This is a genomic window from Microcoleus sp. N3A4 (assembly GCF_036701805.1).
GTDB lineage: Bacteria > Cyanobacteriota > Cyanobacteriia > Cyanobacteriales > Microcoleaceae > Microcoleus.
The window spans coordinates 31,812-50,419 of sequence record NZ_JAUBRJ010000003.1 but is presented as its reverse complement, the minus strand read 5'-3'; the positions used below and the strand labels follow the sequence as shown (position 1 = coordinate 50,419).

Annotated in this window: 21 protein-coding genes; 10 read left to right on the top strand and 11 right to left on the bottom strand. The window is 44.9% G+C overall.

Annotated features, from left to right (window positions below):
• Nucleotides 1–66: 66 nt before the first annotated feature.
• The 4 genes from QUA56_RS02595 to QUA56_RS02580 form a co-directional block, all read right to left on the bottom strand.
• Nucleotides 67–675, bottom strand: a complete 609-nt coding sequence (locus tag QUA56_RS02595; protein ID WP_333352797.1) for a 50S ribosomal protein L25/general stress protein Ctc — start codon at nt 673–675, stop codon at nt 67–69.
• Nucleotides 676–739: 64 nt separating this feature from the next.
• Nucleotides 740–1,108, bottom strand: coding sequence for a hypothetical protein (locus QUA56_RS02590; RefSeq protein WP_333352794.1), 369 nt, complete (start codon nt 1,106–1,108; stop codon nt 740–742).
• A gap of 37 nt (nt 1,109–1,145) precedes the next feature.
• Nucleotides 1,146–1,517: a hypothetical protein gene (locus QUA56_RS02585; protein WP_333352792.1), complete on the bottom strand. Its 372-nt coding sequence runs from the start codon at nt 1,515–1,517 to the stop codon at nt 1,146–1,148.
• 260 nt (nt 1,518–1,777) lie between these two features.
• On the bottom strand, nt 1,778–3,118 hold the full coding sequence (locus tag QUA56_RS02580) for an adenylosuccinate synthase (protein WP_333352789.1): 1,341 nt from the start codon (nt 3,116–3,118) through the stop codon (nt 1,778–1,780).
• Nucleotides 3,119–3,408: 290 nt separating this feature from the next.
• On the opposite strand from QUA56_RS02580, the gene QUA56_RS02575 reads away from it, so the two are divergent.
• From QUA56_RS02575 to QUA56_RS02550, 6 genes are all read left to right on the top strand, one after another.
• Entirely contained in the window at nt 3,409–4,449 is a 1,041-nt protein-coding gene (locus QUA56_RS02575) for an adenosine deaminase (RefSeq protein ID WP_333352786.1), read from the top strand.
• Nucleotides 4,450–4,650: 201 nt separating this feature from the next.
• Nucleotides 4,651–6,138 carry a TldD/PmbA family protein gene (locus tag QUA56_RS02570; RefSeq protein WP_333352783.1) on the top strand — a complete coding sequence of 496 codons (1,488 nt, stop codon included), beginning with the start codon at nt 4,651–4,653 and terminating at the stop codon, nt 6,136–6,138.
• Nucleotides 6,139–6,158: 20 nt separating this feature from the next.
• Nucleotides 6,159–6,500, top strand: coding sequence for a DUF6883 domain-containing protein (locus QUA56_RS02565; RefSeq protein WP_333352780.1), 342 nt, complete (start codon nt 6,159–6,161; stop codon nt 6,498–6,500).
• Nucleotides 6,490–6,738, top strand: coding sequence for a DUF4926 domain-containing protein (locus tag QUA56_RS02560; protein ID WP_333352777.1), 249 nt, complete (start codon nt 6,490–6,492; stop codon nt 6,736–6,738). Before QUA56_RS02565 ends, QUA56_RS02560 begins: the two co-directional genes overlap by 11 nt.
• A gap of 61 nt (nt 6,739–6,799) precedes the next feature.
• Nucleotides 6,800–8,143 carry a TldD/PmbA family protein gene (locus QUA56_RS02555; protein ID WP_333352775.1) on the top strand — a complete coding sequence of 448 codons (1,344 nt, stop codon included), beginning with the start codon at nt 6,800–6,802 and terminating at the stop codon, nt 8,141–8,143.
• A gap of 478 nt (nt 8,144–8,621) precedes the next feature.
• Entirely contained in the window at nt 8,622–9,062 is a 441-nt protein-coding gene (locus QUA56_RS02550; protein WP_333352772.1) for a GNAT family N-acetyltransferase, read from the top strand.
• A 100-nt stretch (nt 9,063–9,162) separates the two neighbouring features.
• Here QUA56_RS02550 and QUA56_RS02545 read toward each other — a convergent pair whose 3' ends face one another.
• From QUA56_RS02545 to QUA56_RS02535, 3 genes are all read right to left on the bottom strand, one after another.
• Entirely contained in the window at nt 9,163–10,185 is a 1,023-nt protein-coding gene (locus QUA56_RS02545; RefSeq protein WP_333352769.1) for a sucrase ferredoxin, read from the bottom strand.
• 75 nt (nt 10,186–10,260) lie between these two features.
• Nucleotides 10,261–11,409: a JmjC domain-containing protein gene (locus QUA56_RS02540; protein WP_333352766.1), complete on the bottom strand. Its 1,149-nt coding sequence runs from the start codon at nt 11,407–11,409 to the stop codon at nt 10,261–10,263.
• A gap of 142 nt (nt 11,410–11,551) precedes the next feature.
• The gene (locus tag QUA56_RS02535) at nt 11,552–11,704 is read right to left on the bottom strand and encodes a hypothetical protein (RefSeq protein WP_333352764.1); all 153 of its coding nucleotides are present in this window, start codon (nt 11,702–11,704) and stop codon (nt 11,552–11,554) included.
• 462 nt (nt 11,705–12,166) lie between these two features.
• Between QUA56_RS02535 and QUA56_RS02530 the strand changes: the two genes are divergently transcribed.
• A complete protein-coding gene (locus tag QUA56_RS02530; protein ID WP_333352761.1) occupies nt 12,167–13,291 on the top strand; it encodes a THUMP domain-containing protein in 1,125 nt (374 codons plus the stop codon).
• Between the two features lie 471 nt (nt 13,292–13,762).
• On the opposite strand, the gene QUA56_RS02525 is transcribed toward QUA56_RS02530, so the two are convergent.
• The gene (locus QUA56_RS02525; RefSeq protein ID WP_333352758.1) at nt 13,763–14,077 is read right to left on the bottom strand and encodes a translation initiation factor; all 315 of its coding nucleotides are present in this window, start codon (nt 14,075–14,077) and stop codon (nt 13,763–13,765) included.
• A 107-nt stretch (nt 14,078–14,184) separates the two neighbouring features.
• Nucleotides 14,185–14,685: a hypothetical protein gene (locus QUA56_RS02520; protein WP_333352755.1), complete on the bottom strand. Its 501-nt coding sequence runs from the start codon at nt 14,683–14,685 to the stop codon at nt 14,185–14,187.
• A 386-nt stretch (nt 14,686–15,071) separates the two neighbouring features.
• Between QUA56_RS02520 and QUA56_RS02515 the strand changes: the two genes are divergently transcribed.
• Nucleotides 15,072–15,590 carry a pentapeptide repeat-containing protein gene (locus tag QUA56_RS02515; protein WP_333352752.1) on the top strand — a complete coding sequence of 173 codons (519 nt, stop codon included), beginning with the start codon at nt 15,072–15,074 and terminating at the stop codon, nt 15,588–15,590.
• Between the two features lie 169 nt (nt 15,591–15,759).
• On the opposite strand, the gene QUA56_RS02510 is transcribed toward QUA56_RS02515, so the two are convergent.
• On the bottom strand, nt 15,760–15,882 hold the full coding sequence (locus tag QUA56_RS02510) for a hypothetical protein (protein WP_006633228.1): 123 nt from the start codon (nt 15,880–15,882) through the stop codon (nt 15,760–15,762).
• Between the two features lie 20 nt (nt 15,883–15,902).
• Between QUA56_RS02510 and QUA56_RS02505 the strand changes: the two genes are divergently transcribed.
• Nucleotides 15,903–16,517, top strand: coding sequence for a DNA-3-methyladenine glycosylase (locus QUA56_RS02505; RefSeq protein ID WP_333352750.1), 615 nt, complete (start codon nt 15,903–15,905; stop codon nt 16,515–16,517).
• Nucleotides 16,518–16,563: 46 nt separating this feature from the next.
• The gene (locus tag QUA56_RS02500; RefSeq protein ID WP_333027404.1) at nt 16,564–16,863 is read left to right on the top strand and encodes a hypothetical protein; all 300 of its coding nucleotides are present in this window, start codon (nt 16,564–16,566) and stop codon (nt 16,861–16,863) included.
• A 143-nt stretch (nt 16,864–17,006) separates the two neighbouring features.
• Here QUA56_RS02500 and QUA56_RS02495 read toward each other — a convergent pair whose 3' ends face one another.
• Nucleotides 17,007–18,503, bottom strand: coding sequence for a glycosyl hydrolase family 57 (locus QUA56_RS02495; protein WP_333352747.1), 1,497 nt, complete (start codon nt 18,501–18,503; stop codon nt 17,007–17,009).
• Nucleotides 18,504–18,608: the final 105 nt, after the last annotated feature.

Sequence of the window (18,608 nt, the reverse complement as noted above, 5' to 3'; positions counted from 1 at the left end):
TTGAGAGAAAGCGATCGCCCTTTTTTTTCAACAATTAATTAGTTAACAACTATTAGCAATTACTAATCAAGCTGCTGCTTCGGCTGCTGCTTCTTCTGCGTCTTCTGCTTCAGAACCTGCTTGAATTCCCAGCACGGTAACAACCACCTGATCTGGTTCGCCGAGAGCTACCACTCCTGCAGGCAAAACTAATTCGTGAATGTGCAGCGCATCCCCTACCTTTAAATTAGAAATATCTACTTCAATTGCTTCAGGAATGCTGTCTGGTTTGCACTTAACTGCTAGTTGCGTCAGTACGGTATCCAAGATGCCGCCTTCTAACTTGACGCCGACAGCATCGCCGACAAAATTCAGGGACACTTCAACTTCCAGACTGTCTTGAGTTGCCACGGAGAAAAAGCTCAGGTGGTAAGGATAGCCCTTCCAAGGATGAACTTGAACTTCCCGGAGCAAGGTTTTTCCGCTCCAAGAGAGGTCGGGAATGCTGAGGTCAATTAGGGCATTGTTGACTACGTGCTTTTTGAGCAGGTTTTCAACTGTTTTGGCTTTAATGGTAAGGGAAATGGATTCAGAGCCTTTGTGACCGTAGAGGACGGCGGGAATCAATCCAGAGCGGCGGAGGGCGTTAGGTTTGCTGCCTTCTGCCCGCTTTTGACATTCTACTGCGAGTTCCATTTTCTGACTTTCTGTTGATTGTTTTCACATTTTACCAGAATTGTGATATTGCGATCGCCCCTAATTAAATTCGCTGAAGGTATTGATAATTTTCGTTTTCCACACACTTCAGCAATTCCAGCATTTTTCTCAGACGGTACGTTCCTGATTGATACTCTTCTTTTGAAGGGTAATCACCAAGCTTAGTAAGAACTGCATCGCTTTCACTGATGATTGCTTCGCTGAAAATTTTCTTAAACTGCTGGCGAATATCTTGATTTAATTCAACTAGAGGCAGAATTACATTTTCTTCATCTAGGTAAATTTCGGTGTCGATTGATGCCCCGCCTATTTTTGAAAAATCCGATTTAGCTAACCACTCGTAAGTAGTTGCGGTGATTATTACACTATCGGACGGTTCACCATTGGCTGAATAAAAACTGATGTCAAACATGGGGATTACTCCTTCTGGCAAACATCCAGAAACTCATTCAAAGGACTCGCTGAAGATACTGATAATCTTCGTTTTCAACACATTTTAGCAAGTCCAGCAATTTCCTCAAACGGTAGGTTGCTGCTTGATATTCTTCTTTGAGAGGGGAATCTCCCAGCTTGGTGAGGACGGTATCGCTTTCGCAGATAATTGCATCTCGGAAAAAATTTCTGAGCTTCTGGCGAATATCTCGATCTAACTCAACTACAGGTAGCTTCTCCTCTTCTTTATCTATCAAAATATTTCTGGGAACAGATTTGCCAATTTTGGAAAATTCTGATTTTGCCAACCACTCGTAAACCTCTTCAGACATTTCGACATAGTGTGGTGACAGTTCGGTTTTGAAGGCATAAAAAATAATATCTAACATTAGCTTTCCTCTTGACCTTCCTGATTTAAAAACTTACTTTCTGGAAAATATTACAAGTCATTAGTGTCAACTTAAGGCTAAAATCTTTGATAAATCTCGCTTTTATAATCGTAGTCTAGATCCCCCTCGCATCCCCCTTAATAAGGGGAGTAGGGGTTGGCTTTGAGAAGAGTCTTGCCCCCCCTTAAGAAGGGGGCATCTAAATTTAATAGTCAAACAGCAGTCTCTGGCTGGGTTTGACGTTAAGTTGATACCAATGATTACGAGTGTGCTGCTACAGGCGTACCGTCAGCAGAGAGCAAAGCACGTTTTGGGCCGTGAATCGGGTCTTCTACAATAATAGTTTGGTCGCGGCTCGCACCGAGAGAAACGATCGCGATCGGCACTTCCATCAAGTCTGCCAAAAACTTCAGATAATTCAAAGCTTGCTGCGGCAAATCTTCCAAATTCCGGCACTCTTCCGTTGACTGCTTCCAACCGGGAAGGGTTTCGTAAATTGGTTTGCAGCGAGCAAATATCCGGGAACTTTTGGGGAAATCCACACATCGTTCGCCGTCAATTTCGTAAGCAACGCAGACTTTGATTTCTTCTAATTCATCCAAAACATCGAGTTTGGTAATTGCCAGACAGTCAAGGCCGTTGATGCGGACTGCGTAGCGGCCGATTACTGCGTCGAACCAACCGCAGCGGCGTTTGCGGCCGGTTGTCGTGCCGAATTCTGCACCTCGATCGCCCAAAATTGCGCCAATTCCATCTACCATTTCGGTAGGGAAGGGGCCTTCTCCGACGCGGGTTGTATAAGCTTTTGCTACGCCAATTACGCGATCGATCGCTGTTGGGCCGACTCCGGTTCCCACACAAGCGCCGCCTGCGATCGGATTGCTCGAAGTAACGTAAGGATAAGTCCCGTGGTCTAAGTCTAATAAAGTGCCTTGCGCGCCTTCAAACAGAATATTTTTCCGCTTGTGAATTCCCTCATAAATCTTCAGCGAACTGTCTACTACGTGCGGCCGCAAACGTTCCGCATAAACTAGATATTCATCTATTACGTCTTGCGGATTGAGAGGCGGCAAATTGTAGAGTTTTTCGAGAATGACATTCTTCTGATGAATTGTCCATTCCAATTGTTCTCGGAATCCTTCCAAGTCCATTAAATCCAGCATCCGAATCCCAGTGCGTTCGGACTTGTCGGCGTAAGTAGGGCCGATGCCGCGTCCTGTCGTCCCGATTTTATAATTTCCCCGCTGCGTTTCCGATGCCACATCAATTAATCGGTGATAGGGCATCGTGACGTGAGCAGTCTCCGAAATCATCAGCGAGGTCGTCGAAATATTCAGTGCCTCTAGCTGATCTAATTCTTCTATTAAAACTTTAGGGTCGATGACCGTTCCGCAGCCGATGATACACTCTTTATCAGGGTAGAGAATCCCGGACGGAATTAAGTGCAGCTTGAAAGTCTGACCGTTAACTACCACGGTATGACCGGCGTTGACGCCCCCTTGGTAGCGGACAACGATATCTGCGGATTTGCTGAGCAAATCGGTAATTTTGCCTTTTCCTTCATCGCCCCACTGGGCGCCGATTACAACTACGTTAGCCAAGGGTTTCTCGCGTTCAGCTCAGGTTGACACAATTTCCGATTATGTACGAATGCGTCCCGAATGTCAATCTATTTTAGATTTTAGATTTTGGATTATAGATTTTAGATACGGGCATGGGGCATGGGGCATGGGGCATGGGGCATGGGGGATTGTTAGCTGTTGACTGTTCGCTGTTGACTGTTGACTGTTCGCTGACTACTGACTACTGACTACTGACTACTGACTACTGACTACTGACTACTGAACTAATTAATTTTTGTTACAATCGAGAAAATTGAGGCTTTGTTGCCATGAGTTTACACGCTGAGTTGCACCGCCATCTGGGTGGTTCTGTGGTTCCTCGGGTGCTGTGGCGGTATTTCGATCGCCACAATAATGCTGAGATAGCTAGCCGATTTCAAGCATACTCGGAGTTTGAGGATTTTTACACTCGTCCGCGCAATACTCTTGATGAGTATTTGGAACTGCACACGCTGGTAGAAAGCGTTCAAACTGTTGAGACTTTGCCTTATTTCATCTATCGGTTGATGCGGGGCGCTTACGTGTTTGAAAATCTGGCTTATTTGGAGTTGCGCTATACGCCTTATTTGCGGACTCCAGAGCATTTTTCGCAGTCAGAACGCATTGATTTGATGGCAGAAATTGTACAAGTTGTGGGCAAGGCAAGTCAAATTAGCGATTGTCCGATTGTTACCAGCCAAATTTTGTGTATGCACTCGCGTTTGCCTTATGAAGTGAATCGGGCGATCGTCGATTTGGCCGCACAAATGGGAGAATATGTTTGCGCGATCGATCTAGCTGGGGGCGATGCTGCTATTGGCGAGCGTTTGGAGGAGTTTGTGGGATTGTACCAGTACGCGAGGTCGATCGGCATCAAAACTACCGGCCACCTCTACGAAACAACCTCTGGCTGTTATCCCGAACTTCTGCCTTATCTGATGCGTATCGGCCACGGGATTCAAATTCCATTAAAATATCCCGAACTGCTGCCAGAAGTCGCGCGCAGGGGTCAATGCTTGGAAGTTTGCCCGACTACCTATCTCAAAACGGGAACGTTGCAGGATATGCGCGAATTGAAGGTTGTGTTCGATCGATGTTTTGAAGCTGGTGTCGATATTGCCATTTGCACCGACAACGCGGGATTGCACAACGTGCGGCTGCCTTTTGAGTACGAGAATTTATTAACTTTGGATATCATTGATTTTAGGCAGTTGCAAGCGTGTCAAAATGCCGCTTTCCGCCATGCTTTCGCGTGGCCCTACGGGGAACAACCGGCCCAAATGCTGACTGGTTTGTTGCACCATGAGTCTGTGGGGGCGATCGTGAATTAAAGAATATCTATTTAATGAACCGCGCAGGCACGAAGAAAGACAAAGAGGAAGATAGGTAGATGTTTTCAGATAAAGACTCTACTTAGAAATGAGAAAAAGCTCTTTCTTCTCTTCCTTCGCGCTCTTTGCGTCTTCGCGGTTCGTTCAAATAATTAAAAAGCGCTATAATAATTGACAAGTAACGACGAATGACTAATAACTATGGTACTGTTAACTGCAAAAATCTCTGCTAACGAGTTGGCAAATTTGGCTGTAGATTTGATTCGCACAACTGGGTGCGAGTACGGTGATGTGCGTTTTTGCAGTTACCGAAGGCAGAATCTTTACGCGCGCGATCGATCTTTAAGTCAACTGTCAGATAATGTAAGTTCCGGTTTTGGCGTGCGAGTGCTTCTAGACGGCGCTTGGGGGTTTGCCGCCAGTCACAGCAAAACACCCGCAGAGGTTGCAAGAATAGTCGCTTTAGCTGTAGAAATCGCTAAAGGCAGCCGCCTAACTCAGAAGGAACCGGTGCGGTTAGTGCCTGTCGAAAAATATGTCGATACCTATGTAACTCCGATCGCCATTGACCCTTTTTCTGTACCCGTTGCTGACAAAGCTGAGCTGCTGTTAACTATCAACGAGAAGCTGCTAGCACACGGCGCACAAGGCATCAAAAAAGCTTCTTCTTTTTTGCAGTCAAGCCGCGAAGACAAGGTTTTTGCTTCCACAGAAGGCTCGCTAATCGAACAAACAATCTACCGCAGCTATCCGGGTTTTGGCTGTACGGCAATTGCGGGCGGCGATGCCCAAAGTCGCAGTTACGAACGCCCGCCCCTGAATATCGGTTACGAACATATTAATCCCGATGATTTGTTGAGTCAAGTCGAAAGAGTTGCGGCTGAAGCTATTGAGAAAGTCAGCGCTCCCACAGTCCCGGCTGGTATTTGCAAATCTCTGATTCTTAAGCCGACAAATTTGTATTTGACAATCCACGAATCTGTCGGACATCCAACTGAATTAGACCGGGTTTACGGCTACGAATCTAATTTTGCCGGCACGAGCTTTGCTACTACTGATAATTTAAATAAACTGCAATATGCTGCACCTTGGGTGAATTTTAAGTGCGATCGCACTCAACCGGGCGGCCGCGGTACAATGGGTTACGATGATGAGGGCGTAAAATCACAAGATTGGTACGTTGTCAAGGATGGAATTTTAGTTGATTATCTAACTGACAGAGAGACAGCTTATCGCCTCGGACGTGCCAGCAGCAACGGTTCTGCTTGCGCTGACAGTTGGTCGAGCGTGCCGATGGTGAGAATTCCCAATTTGGGATTGGAACCGGGCCCGGACGGCGGCAGTCACACTGCTACTTTGGCAGAGATGATTGCGGATACGGAAGACGGGATTTTAATCGACGGTATGGGTAGTTATTCGATCGACCAGCAGCGGCGCAATTTTCAATTCGGCGGCGATGCTTTTTGGAAGGTGGAAAAAGGTAAAGTTGTGGGTATGTTGAAGGATGTAACTTATCAGGCGATGACTACTGATTTTTGGAATCAAATAGATGCGATCGGGCCGGCTTCGGAGCTGGTTCAGTGCGGTACAAATATATGCGGAAAAGGCGAGCCGATGCAGGTTGCTCAGATGACTCACGCTTGTGTGCCGGTGCGAGTGAGAGATATTCAAATTGGGGGAAATTCTTAATTAGATTGTAGGCTTATAACGTGAAAATTCCAGCGGATGCTATCATACCCGAAGCAAAGTTGACGCGCTATTTACTTGTTCCCAAAGCACAAGATGACAAGTCAAAATTTCTCGCTCTAGGGGGTTTTAGTCAAGATAACCCAGAAGCTTTGTTAGCAGCCATCCAGTTTTTGATAGCGTCGGCTGAGGCAGTAGAAAATGGTGCTAATGAATTCGGAAAGTTCTTTCGCGCCGAAGGTGACTTGCCTGGGGCTAATGGACGTAATTTAGCAGTTGTTACAATTTGGTTGCAGTGGCAAATTGACGGAAGTTTTCATTTTATTACTCTCAAACCGAAAAAGGAGTCTCGACGTGAAACTTGAACTTTACCAGCGTGTAGCATTGTGTCGGGATATACCGCTATATCAGCTAAAAAAAGGCGATGTAGCGATGCTAGTCGATCGCGTACCTCACCCAAACGAAGGCGAAGATGGCTGCGTTCTAGAAATATTTAATGCTTTAGGAGAATCGATTTTAGTTGTGGCTGTCTCCCGTTCAGATGTGGAACTTCTGCGAGCTGATGAAGTGTTAGCAGTTCGCTCTTTAGTACAGGCAAGTTAACCGCTGTATCGCAGTTCAAGATGTTTTCAAATACAAACAAATTTTCCTAGCATTTTAGCTTATGCTCGTAACATCCCCCGCAATTTTAAGTGAAGACCAAGCCTTATCTTTACTAGAAAAGGCAGTCAAACAATCGGAAGCCGAAGCAGTATTTGTCAGTCTCTCTACTGGCGAAGAATCTCTTTCCCGATTCTCGGAAAATCAAATCAGTCAAAATATTAGCAAAACTGTATTTAGCCTGAGCATTACTAGCTATTTCGGCAACAAAAGCGCCTCTGCTGCTGTTACAGAATTTGATGAAGATACGATCGCCTCCGCCGTCAAGCGATCGGAAGAATTAGCCCGAATTGCGCCGGCAGACCCCGAATGGATGCCGCTGTTACCCCCTCAAACCTACGATTTGCGATCGCCCGCATTCGACGCAGCAACGGCAACTGTATCGCCTCTAGCGCGGGCAGAAATGGTGCAGCAAGCTTGCGCCATTGCCGGACAGGGGGGGGCTCACGGTTCGGGTACTTTGAGCGCTGAAACGTCGCTGTACGCGATCGCCTCGTCAACCGGACTCCGCGCCTGCAACCAATCTACAGAGGCAGATTTCAGCTTTACTGCTCGCATTGACAACGGTTCTAGCTGGGCTCAGAGCACTGCTTGGAGTATCAACGAATTGCCGATCGCCCAATTAGCAGAACAAGTGCTCGATCGGGCGATCGCATCCCGCAACCCCCGCGAAGTCACTCCCGGTATTTATCCTGTAATCTTTGATGGTGCTGCTTTTGCGGATTTGCTACCCTGGGTAATTTGGAGTTTGGATGCGAGGGCGGCGGATGAGGGGCGATCGTTTATGTCGATCGCCGACGCAGAGGGAAAACCAGCGGGAAACCGCGCGGGAGAACAACTTTTTAGCCCGTTAGTGCAAGTGCAGCGCGATCCGGCTCATCCTTTGCTGCGATCGAATACTTTTTTCGGCGACGGATTGAGCAATAACTATTTGGAAATCATCAAAGATGGCGTACCTCAAAGTTTGTCTTATTCCCGCTACTGGGCCGCACAAAAAGGCAAAGAGGCAAAAGGTGCTTATTACCCGATCGTAATGACAGGTTCCGACCAAAGTTTAGCAGATTTAATTGCTCAAACCGAGCGCGGAATTTTCGTCAGTCGAGCTTGGTACGTGCGCTACGTGAATCCGAAAACATTGGAAGTAACGGGAATGACTCGCGACGGTACTTTTTGGATTGAGGATGGCAAGATTGCTTACCCGATTAAAAACCTGCGTTTCAATCAAGTTTTACCTGATATGTTGCGCGATGTGGATGCAGTTAGTGCGGTGAAGCGTTACGGCGGCAGTGTCGTGCCCGGAGTGCGCGTGAAAGCTTTTAATTTCACCAGTATTACTGACAGTTTGTAACTCTGAGATATTGCACCATTTTCAATAAGCATTTTATGAACAGGCAAGATGCCTGTTCCACAAGAGATGATTTTTTTTGTGGAACGGGCATCTTGCCCGTTCTTGAGAATGGTGCAACATCTCAGTAACTCGCACATTATACCGTAGGGTGCGTCGCCCCAAACAATCTGTAATTAAAATCGAAAATCTGGTAGCGACGCACCCTACAAGCGGTGGATTTTACCAACTATCTTGACCTAAAACAAATTATATTGTAAACCCGCCCTCATCCTTTACTCTTATACAGCATATTCCATGTATATGCGGTACACACAATCTTGTCGTAAGTAAGGTGCGTCGCCACCGATCGATCTGCAAGTTCCATTGAACCTGCTCCGCAGCGACGCACCCTACATAACACGTACCACACAATTAAGGCTGCTACTGTAATTCATGAACCTGGAATATGCTGTAAATACAACATTAATCTCATCAAAAAATGCCTCAAGTAGATATACATCCAGTTAAAAATCAACAAGAATTAGAAGAGATGTTTTACCAGCGGTGGCTGGTTTTGCGATCGCCTCTAGGAATGGAGAGGGGCAGCGAAAAGGACAGCCACGAAGATACTGCTTTTCATTTAATTGCCATGTGCGATCGCCAAATCATTGGTTCAGCCCGACTGCGCCAATTATCCCCAAAATTAGGAAGCATCAGCTACGTTGCCGTCCTTCCTGAATTTCAAAATCGGGGAATTGGCACTAAATTAATTGCAGAATTAATCGCAAAAGCTCAGGAAAAAAATCTCAAAAGAGTGAGACTTATGTCTCGCATTAACGCCATTAAATTTTACCATAAACTCGGATTTTCCGAACAAGACAAGCCCTTTGACTTCCTCGGAATCCCGCACATATTTATGCAGTTAGACATTCAACCATGATTCCTGTAGGGGCGGGTTCACCAACAATATTTGTCAAAAACCGACAATCTCAAAAACCCGCCCCCGCCTATGTATTATGCACGATCTATCGGACACGCTTTTACACAGTTTCGACCAACTTTGGCAGCGAAACTGAAGGAGAGATTGCAAACTTTAACTCCTCCTTTTTCGAGTAAAAATGGAGATTTTCTACCGAATATTTGACAAATTCCGACTCTTTTTTAGCACCGCAGGAACCTTTAAGCCGAACAGTTTTTGTTTCATCTTTTACCAAATCGGCACGATAGGTGTACGTACCGTCGGCTTTTTCAAAGGTAATTTCAGCTAAAAAAGCATCATTTTTTGTGTCTAAATCGAGAATTTTGCTGGCGACTTTGTAGTTAAACCAATCCCACCCGTACAGCAGAATCAATTCTCTTTCCAAAACTTGGATAGGATTTGGCAAAATTCCCCAACCACGATAAACTTTATTCAAGCATTCGATATCGCCAGTTCGCGTTAAAATTGATTGGAACGACGCGCGATCGAGATTTCCGTAATATCTGCCATCAGGCAAATCGATCGCAGTCGGTGCAAAGCGGTGTCCCCCAAAGTGACTGGATCTCCAAACGCGAACATCATTCAATTCTAACTCAGAAGCTAAAGCCGTTGCTTGGGCATAAAAAGGATTGCCGTATCTCGCACAACACATATCGTGACTGCCGTGAGTGCAAACCAAAATATCTCTACTTGACTTGTTTTCGGTTTCGCAATCAGGGACTTCTCCAGCTAAATAGCTTTTGACAATTCCCGCTACTTTATCAAAACTATCTACATTAAATTCATGCTTTTCGTAACTGCCAAAAAGTTCCCCATCTTTATTGTCATAAATCAAAACTTTGCGCTGATTTGCACATTTGGTTCGATCGTTATTTATCAACAAAAATCGGATTTTCTGTTTTGAATGTTCTACTTCCTCTACCAAATCCTTGAGATTTTGGGAAATTTGTTTAGAATTAAACGCTTCAGATTCCCAAGGTAAACCACATTCAATTAATATATAGGTTTGGTAATTACTACCGCTGCCAATAATATCCTCTTCAACGCATTTAGAAGCATCAGCACAAAAAAACTTATCCATCATAGTTTTACTCCTTGTCTGTGTCAGAAATTGCTCTTTTTACAACCCATTTATAAGAACTCATGTTCTTCTCCAATTTTAACCAACAAAAATAATTCCTTCAACTACCAGCTTCGACAAAAGTGGCACTACATCTATTTCCCAATCATAATCCGGCAACCAATCCATAACATCTTCCCCAGTAAAAAACTCCGTACTAAATAAATTGTCCGTAAATTTAGCTGTGATTCCTCTCAGGGATACTTCTTTACCTGCAACAACTATTTTGTATCCGCCACCATCAGATAATTCGTGAATTCTCACCCGCTGAAACTTGGGAATTCTAAACTTGGTTTGCACACCATAGGGCAAAATATTGAATCCTGCTTGATGAGGCAAAGAATATTTGGCAACAGGTTTTCCTAAACTGTCCAGATAACTGCTATACTCATCTGCAAGATTTTTACTGTTTGCGTAGCGGTGCAATTGGGCAATTAAACTGTTGACATTTGCATTGATAGAATCTGCGTTTGTTCGTAGCGGTAAACTTTTGCGCCAATCTGATTGTTCGCGCAATTCGCCAACCAACCATTCTAAAAAGTCAATTCCGGTTTTGCAATGTATTCCTAATGTTAAATGCAGCGATGGTTCTTCGCAAGCAACTGCATAATGCCAATGTCCGCGCGGTATGTAAAGCACATCCCCTGGATGTAAAATACAGCTTAAATATGCTTCGGTTTCTGGTGGTGGAAAAGATGAGGATTTTTGATCTTTCAGCGGATACTTAATTGTGTCTTCAAATACATACCATTGCTTGATTCCGTCTACTTGCAATATAAAAACTTCGTGGGTGTCATAATGGGAAAAAAAGCCTTGTTTTTCCGGCCAGGAACAGTAGGCATTTACTTGATTTCCATAGCCAATATCTGATTTTATTTCTGCAGCAAAGTGAGCGATTTCGGGAATTAGTTTGTGTACTTCATTGATAATTAAAGTTGCTCCCGATTGGCAGGATTTGATGAGGTTTTCATTGGCGCTTTCATCGAGGACTTTTCCTCCTATTGCTAATCGAATATCGGGATATCTTAGTTGGTGAAAGTTCAGGATATAGTTGAGTTTTTCCCAGGAAAATAGGTGTGCAAAATTTTTCTTACCTTCGCTGGGGATCGAAACTGCTTTGGTTGTCCAATTGTTGTCTAAAAATTCTTTGAGATTGTATGGTTGCAATAGGTTGGCGATCGATCGCATAATTCTTTATGACAATTTTTATCAATAAAATTTGAACAAATTAATTTTTAGAGGCAATGCCCCTATAGTTATCCCCCAAGCAAGGAGTACCATCTATTACTTCTTGCTTGGGGATGCGAAGTCTAACAGAAAAGACTTTTAATTATTCGTTGCTAACATCGCTACCATCAGAATCAACATTCAGATGAGATGAGAGGTTTTTAGCTGTTACCTGCTTGGCAATTTCCTTGACTTCAACTTGAATTTTGCTGGCACGGGATTGTTTGAAAGTCGATCCGTCAATTTGCTTTGACATAAATGTCTCCAAATGTAGTAAACCGATCTAGCTCAGATGTTCCTTAACAATTGTGTTGAGGGTTCAATCTCAAGCTCTAAGTACCTTAGCATAAAGTCAATAAATTGTGCAAGCAATTAATAAAGATTTTCAATAGTTGAAAAACAAGCTCATCCGCAAGATTGAGATATCAAGTCGATCGTGAGAGCTGAAGTCCTGTGAAAGTCAGAGTTTTAAGGTTTAGCGCCTATGTTCCCGCAGTCAGCGCTGTAAATAGAGAGATGGAAATGCGATCGCTTGTTGAATATTATTAGTAATAAGCTAGGATTAGTAAACCGACGCATCTGCCTTAAGGTAGATTATTTTTTTGAGACTTAGGATGAAAACCAGCTACTATGGTGATCGGTCAGTTATTCAGTTGTCAGTAGTAACCACTAACAATTAACAATTAACAATTAACCAATAACCAATAACCATTAACAAATGAATCAATATTTTGCTACAGTTGCGCGCGGTTTAGAAACTATTGCCGCCCAAGAATTAGAACGTTTAGGGGCTCAGGATGTCAAGCCAGATTTTACTGGGGTTTACTTTGCGGGCGATCGCACTTTATTGTACCGCGTCAATCTTTGGTCGAGAACAATTTTTCGAGTGCTAATGCCGATCGCCGAATTCCGGTGTTACAACTCGGATATGCTCTACCGCGAAGTGCAGAAAATCCCTTGGGACGAATACTTGTACCCCGAAAATACTTTAGCAGTAAACTGCACGGGCGGCAACGAAAAGTTGAACCACACTCACTATACAGCTTTGCAGGTCAAAAATGCGATCGCCGACCAACAGCGCAACCAATTTAATAAGCGTTCTAATGTTGATGTAGAGCATCCCGATTTGCTAATTAACATTCACATTCATCAAGATAGAGCTATTTTAAGTTTAGACAGTTCCGGCGGCAGTTTGCACCGCCGGGGATACCGACCGGCGATGGGGCTTGCTCCCCTCAAAGAAACCCTAGCTGCGGCTTTGTTGGAGATGGCAGAATGGACGCCAGATTTGCCCTTTTTAGACCCGATGTGCGGTTCGGGAACTTTGCCTTTGGAAGCGACTTTAAAGGCGTTGAATATTGCACCGGGATTGTTTCGAGAAAAGTTTGGATTTATGACTTGGCGGGATTTTGACGAACCTTTGTGGGATAAATTGTGGGCCGAAGCTGAAAACGGCGAATTGCCGGAGCTTAAAGAGGTGATTGCAGGGTGCGATCGCGATTCCGATATGTTAACTCAAGCTCGCACGAACGCGCAGCAAGCCGGTATTTCCGGTAAGATTCAGTTTGCTCAAACCGAGTTATCCCAGTTGGAAGCACCAGCAGACAGAGGCGTTCTGATTTGCAATCCTCCCTACGGAGAACGCCTGGGAGATGCTAGCGAATTGGGAGATTTGTACAAGATGTTGGGGGATATTTTTAAGAATCGTTTTAAAGGTTGGAATGCGTTTATTTTGACGGGAAATAAGGAGTTGGGTAAAAAGGTGGGACTCAGGACATCCAGGCGAATTCCGGTTTTTAATGGATCGATTCCGTGTACTTTGCTCAAGTATGAGCTTTATTAAATACTTGTGGAAAATGTCTCACTAAACAAACTTGGCAATAGCCAATATTAATTGATGGTTAAATCTGTAGAGCCTACTAATTTGGCTACTTCCGCTCGACTTTTTCCTTCACTTAGATACCTGATTGCTGATAGTCTCTGTCGTATATAGCCTTTCTCAGAAAGATGAGGTACTATCCGGCATAGGGCATAGGGCATAGGGCATAGGGCATAGGGCATAGGGCATACCTCACTTTTTTGAGAACCGCTGTATATTATGCTTGCTGATTCTTGTAATATAGTCGCTGCCACTGCTTTTTATCTAGGCTTACTAATCGCAATCTTTGGCTCAGATTCATTGAGATTTTCCTCGCTTTTTTTTAACTATAGAATTTTCTGTACTCTTTGAGCGGGAAAAGAGTATAGTTCCCAACAAAAAAACACCCCCGCAGAGGTGCTTTTGCTTACCAGGTAATTTTTATAGCCAACTGACTCAACTAATGCCTTCCTCATCCGCTGGGTCTCCGTAGGGGTCTTCGCTGGCCGGGCTCACATTGTCGAACTGTCCTGCATCCGCTACGTTGTCGGCGGGGTCGCCGTAGGGGTCTTCGCTGGCCGGACTCACGTTGCCGAACTGTCCAGAATCGGCGTTGTCGGCGGGGTCGCCGTAGGGGTCTTCGCTAGCCGGACTCACGTTGCCGAACTGTCCGGGATTTGAGGTATCTTCGTAATTGCCGTCAGGATCGACTTGCTCGCTGTCTGGCCCGACGATCGCATCTTTTATCTTCCGCAAAAATCCGTCTACCATGATAAAGTTCCTCTTTTTTATGTGTTGAAAAATGGCTGTTTTAGATTGGGAATCCCAGATTTAATTGAAAATCTTAAATCGTCCATCTAAAATTTCAAATTGTTTGGTTACTGTGCCGGAACAGCAGTTTTAGCTTCCGGCAAGCTAGTGAGGTCTTTACCTGTAGTTTGGTTGTTGTACCCCTGGAAGTCCCGGTAAGCCGATGCTTCCGACTCCGGCACTTTAATTCCTTCTGGTGGCGGCGTTACCCAGTGAACTTGTTTCTGAGCGTCACGGTAGTAAACGCGACCGTTTTTGGAAAGGTAATGTTTTCCCTGCGGCCCCTGTTCTTGTTTATTTTTGTGCTGATTGTAGATGTAGTAAAGGGCGGCCGCTCCTACTAAAGTAATCGCTACTTTTTGAGTATTGCTCAGTCCTTTTTTTGCTTGGGGCGAAGGACTGGCGGGGCGATTTGCGGGCGCTCCAGCGCGAGTATTGTCTACTGGGGGCGGGGGAGCAGAACTTTCCTGGCTGGAACCGCAAGCAGTGACAAAGGGAAATGTGAGCAGCGTTGTCAGCAGCAGTGCCATGAAGCGCGATCTTTTGGGTTCGGGGTAGACTTTATTCATTGCCGCTCCGAGTTCGTTGGGATTGCAGGTGTGGTGTGTTTTGGCAGGGTTGAGGAACCTGAGCTGCCGCCAACAGTTTTGATAATCAATTAATTTCTCAAACCTATTTTGACAAAAGTAGTTGCTGAGAACTTACAACAGCGCAGGTACGGTGTTGCGTATCTATTTTAATCATCGTCAATTTTTTATAAAATTTCATCCTTCTAAGGACATAAATAGAATTTTTTTTTATTCAGCCCGCAGGTATATGCACGCTGCACCCGGGCGGGTACAAGTCAATTCCGCAATCAGGGCAAATTTTTGTGAAAATTCTGGAGAGACCGATCGCCCTACTGTAGCAATATATCAACCGCAAAAGAAAGCTAGGAAAGCTTTTCAGAACTTTTATGAAATTTAAAAATTTACTTGCTGCTGCTTTGTCGATCGCAGTTATATTTACTGTCACCAAATATATACCTGATTCAACTCAACAAAACCAAATCAAGCAATTGCTGGAAACCAAGCAATGTCCAGAATGCAATTTCAGCAATGCCAACCTGAAGGGACTTGACTTACGAGGATTTAACTTGCAGGGCGCAAACCTCGAAGGTGCTAATTTGTCGGGAGCCAAATTAGCCAATGCTAACTTAAAAAATGCTAACTTGAATAGAGCCAACCTCACCGGAGCAGATTTGGGCTGTAGCGGCATTACTTTCAACCTTGATGCGAACGATCGAGGAGCAAATATGGATTTTAATGTCACCGCTGTTCCCGAAAAAAATAACCCAGAAAATGCAGTAGTTGGTTTCAACATGAAAACGAGCGATCGGGGAGCGACAATGCGTTTAAATCTGCCGGGATGCGCTGACTTCGAGAATGCTAGCTGGCAAGAAACTAAAATGCCCGATGGCAAAATTCATCCTTAATTGCAGCAACTACAGGAATTTGCTGTGTCATCATTTGTCAACTTCTTTTGATTCTTTCCGCTCTCTCTTTCTCTTTCTCTGTGTCCTCTGTGGCCTCTGCGGTTCATTAAAAGAAACCGCCGTCTGAATAACAGACAGCGGTTTTTTAAGTAACTAACAGCCCCTAAAATTAGTGAGCAGAACCGTTACCGTGATACTTGTCAGTATCGTAGAAGCCGTTTTTTGTGCCGAAGAATAGACAGCAAACGGTGAAAACTGCCGTCAAGACTGCTAAAACTAACTTAACGTCCATAATTTACTGTCTCCTGTTGAGTGAGTGAAAATACTCAGATTGTAGAATCTTTTTGGCTGGCGCGGCCATCTACCAGCGTAGCGCCAGATTTGCTGGGATGCTCGCTGGTGCGGCAGTTTCCTGACGGCGAGACGATTCGGGGAATTATTGTCGAAACCGAAGCTTACGGCCCGGGAGACCCCGCTTGTCACGCTTACCGACAGCGCACTTCTCGCAATGAGGTGATGTTCGGGCCTCCGGGTATGAGCTACGTTTACCTAATCTACGGGATGTATCACTGTTTTAACGTGGTGACGGATGCAGAGGGAGTTGCTAGTGCTGTGCTGGTTCGAGCTTTGCAGCTAAATGCGGTTCCCAAAGCGTTCTCGCACATCCCCGAAAAAAAGCGATCGCGCCTCGCCGCCGGGCCTGGGAAACTGTGTAAGGTGCTTGAGATCGATCGAACTTTAAGCAGTTTTCTCTTGGATGCAGGCCAACCGCTCAGGTTAGAACACCCGAGTGCGGAATTTCAGCAAGCGATCGAGTCAGGTACGATTAATATTGTGCAAACTACGCGGATCGGAATTTCGCAAGGGATGGATTTGCCTTGGCGTTGGTATATTGGGAACTGTGCGGCTGTATCTACATTCAAGTAATGTCAAAGATGTCAGTGTAAATTTTGTCACTTATCTCAATCAAATTATGGCTTACTCTTCTGAAAATCCGATCGTACAACTCAAGAAATGCCTAACCCTGGTTCAGGATGTTAGCACTCACACCGAAGCCAACCGGGCCTTCGAGCAATTGTGCGGGATTATCGATGCTGAAAACCCAATGGCGGCGCAACTTTTGGAGATGCTGTGGGAAGAAGCTATTATGGCTAGGCGATCGGCTTTATTCTGGCAGCAAATGAGCGATGTTGAGAAAGATATGGCTAATAGAATGATGGAAAATATGACGCAGATGCGGCAGAATTATTTGCGGTTGATGCAGGAAATGTAGAAAGTAATTGGTAAGTCCGTGTTTGTAATGAGGACTAAAGTCCTCTCTTTATCAATAAAGTTATCTAGATGTAGGGTGCGTCAGCGCTGATATTTGAGGCGGCTCAAACAGTTTGTTTCCGGGGCACCCTACAATAAATTCTGCTACTTCATTAAAGCAGCGCCGCGGTTGTAAAGTTCCCGCGCGTAATCAGTCCAAGTTCCCTGTCCCCAATAGCGGAAACAGCTTGTTTGTAGCAGCAAGTTGTAAAGCAAAGCTTGCTGGTATTCAAACTGCTTGGTAACTGCCGCATCTTGCTGCACCAGCGGGTCGTATTTTTTGTGAAATGCAGCGCTGAGTAGATTCATCGGTTCCAAGACGTTTTCGTAGCCTTTTACCCAACTCAAATCGTTAGTCCAAGAAGCACCATCCATGTGAAAATTATAGTCGGTTTGCTTGAGTTGGTCGATCGCACTTTCGACCTTTTCCGGCGTCGCACTGTCGGGATCGACTAACTGCCAGATTTTGTGCTGGTTAATCCCCTGACAAATCGGATAATCATCAGGATTAACACCCGCCGCTTCAATTATCTCCAAATATTCAGTTCCGTTTAAACCGACAACACCGGATTTTCCCCCGCCTTGTTCGCGGTTTTCGTGCCAAGCTTTGACAAAAGCGCTGGGAAATTCATTCATCATCACGCCGCCATTTTCCCCGTCGGCAATCTGAGTAACTAAAGAAGGAACTGTGACACTGCCAATTTGCTGCTTATTGCGTCCTTTTGCTTCGTAATACGGCTGCATTTGACCGACCAATTTTGTATCGGAACCTTGGGTTTTAATCAAAGCCGTGATGCTAATTGTTTCGCCGCGAGAATTGCGGGATTGCAAACGATTGGGAATATATTTTTGGTCTTGCAACAATCCCGAACCGTCGATATTTTCTACAGAATGTTCCTGCACCATCAGCCAGCGATAGCCGCATTCTTTCAAAGCTTTGATGTATTCGTAAAGCGTGTCAGGGTGATTGGGAAAGTGCATTTCTGGGGGCGAAAAACCTTTAACGCGCTTCAGGGCATCTAAGCCAAAAATGGCGGCAAAATGATGTTGCCATGCTTGAATTTGGAGTTTGATGTCGGGAATTGGAGTTGAGGGAATGACGGCGTGACTCCACATTGTCCCCAGCCATTCTACGTGAGGTTGATATTGAGGATCGCAGGTAATTCGCTTGAGATTGTCGAAGATATCGTCGCGCCCCATTTGGCGCAATCCCCACAATAAATTGCCCGAATAGTCGAGCATAATTCGCGGGTTGCAACCTTCACCAATCAGTTGTGGGATGAATTCTCCCATGCGAGAATAGCACCAAGCAAACACTCCGGCATTGTGGTTATCTCCTTGGTTGGGATGTTCAAACATATGCTGGAGATTGCAGATTAGTTCGCCGTTTGCACCGGCTGGAATTGTGGGTTGGTGCATATGCAGGGCGCAGGCAAATCCGGCTTGAATGTTTTCGAGGCGCAGATTTGTGGTAGGTAGAAAGACTGGTTCTTTGCTATTGGCTGCGGCATTGATTTCTGCTTCGGAACCGCAAATATTGGGCAATCCTGAGTTGATTTCTTGTAAAATGGGTAAATTGGGAGATTGTGCGATCGCAGGCATAAATTTTTCTCAACAATTGTGGAGCGGCACTGTCTGCTATTGCTAAAATAGCTAGATACTTTAACAGTAGCAGAGGAAGTCTGCAAAAGATAAATTTCACAACAT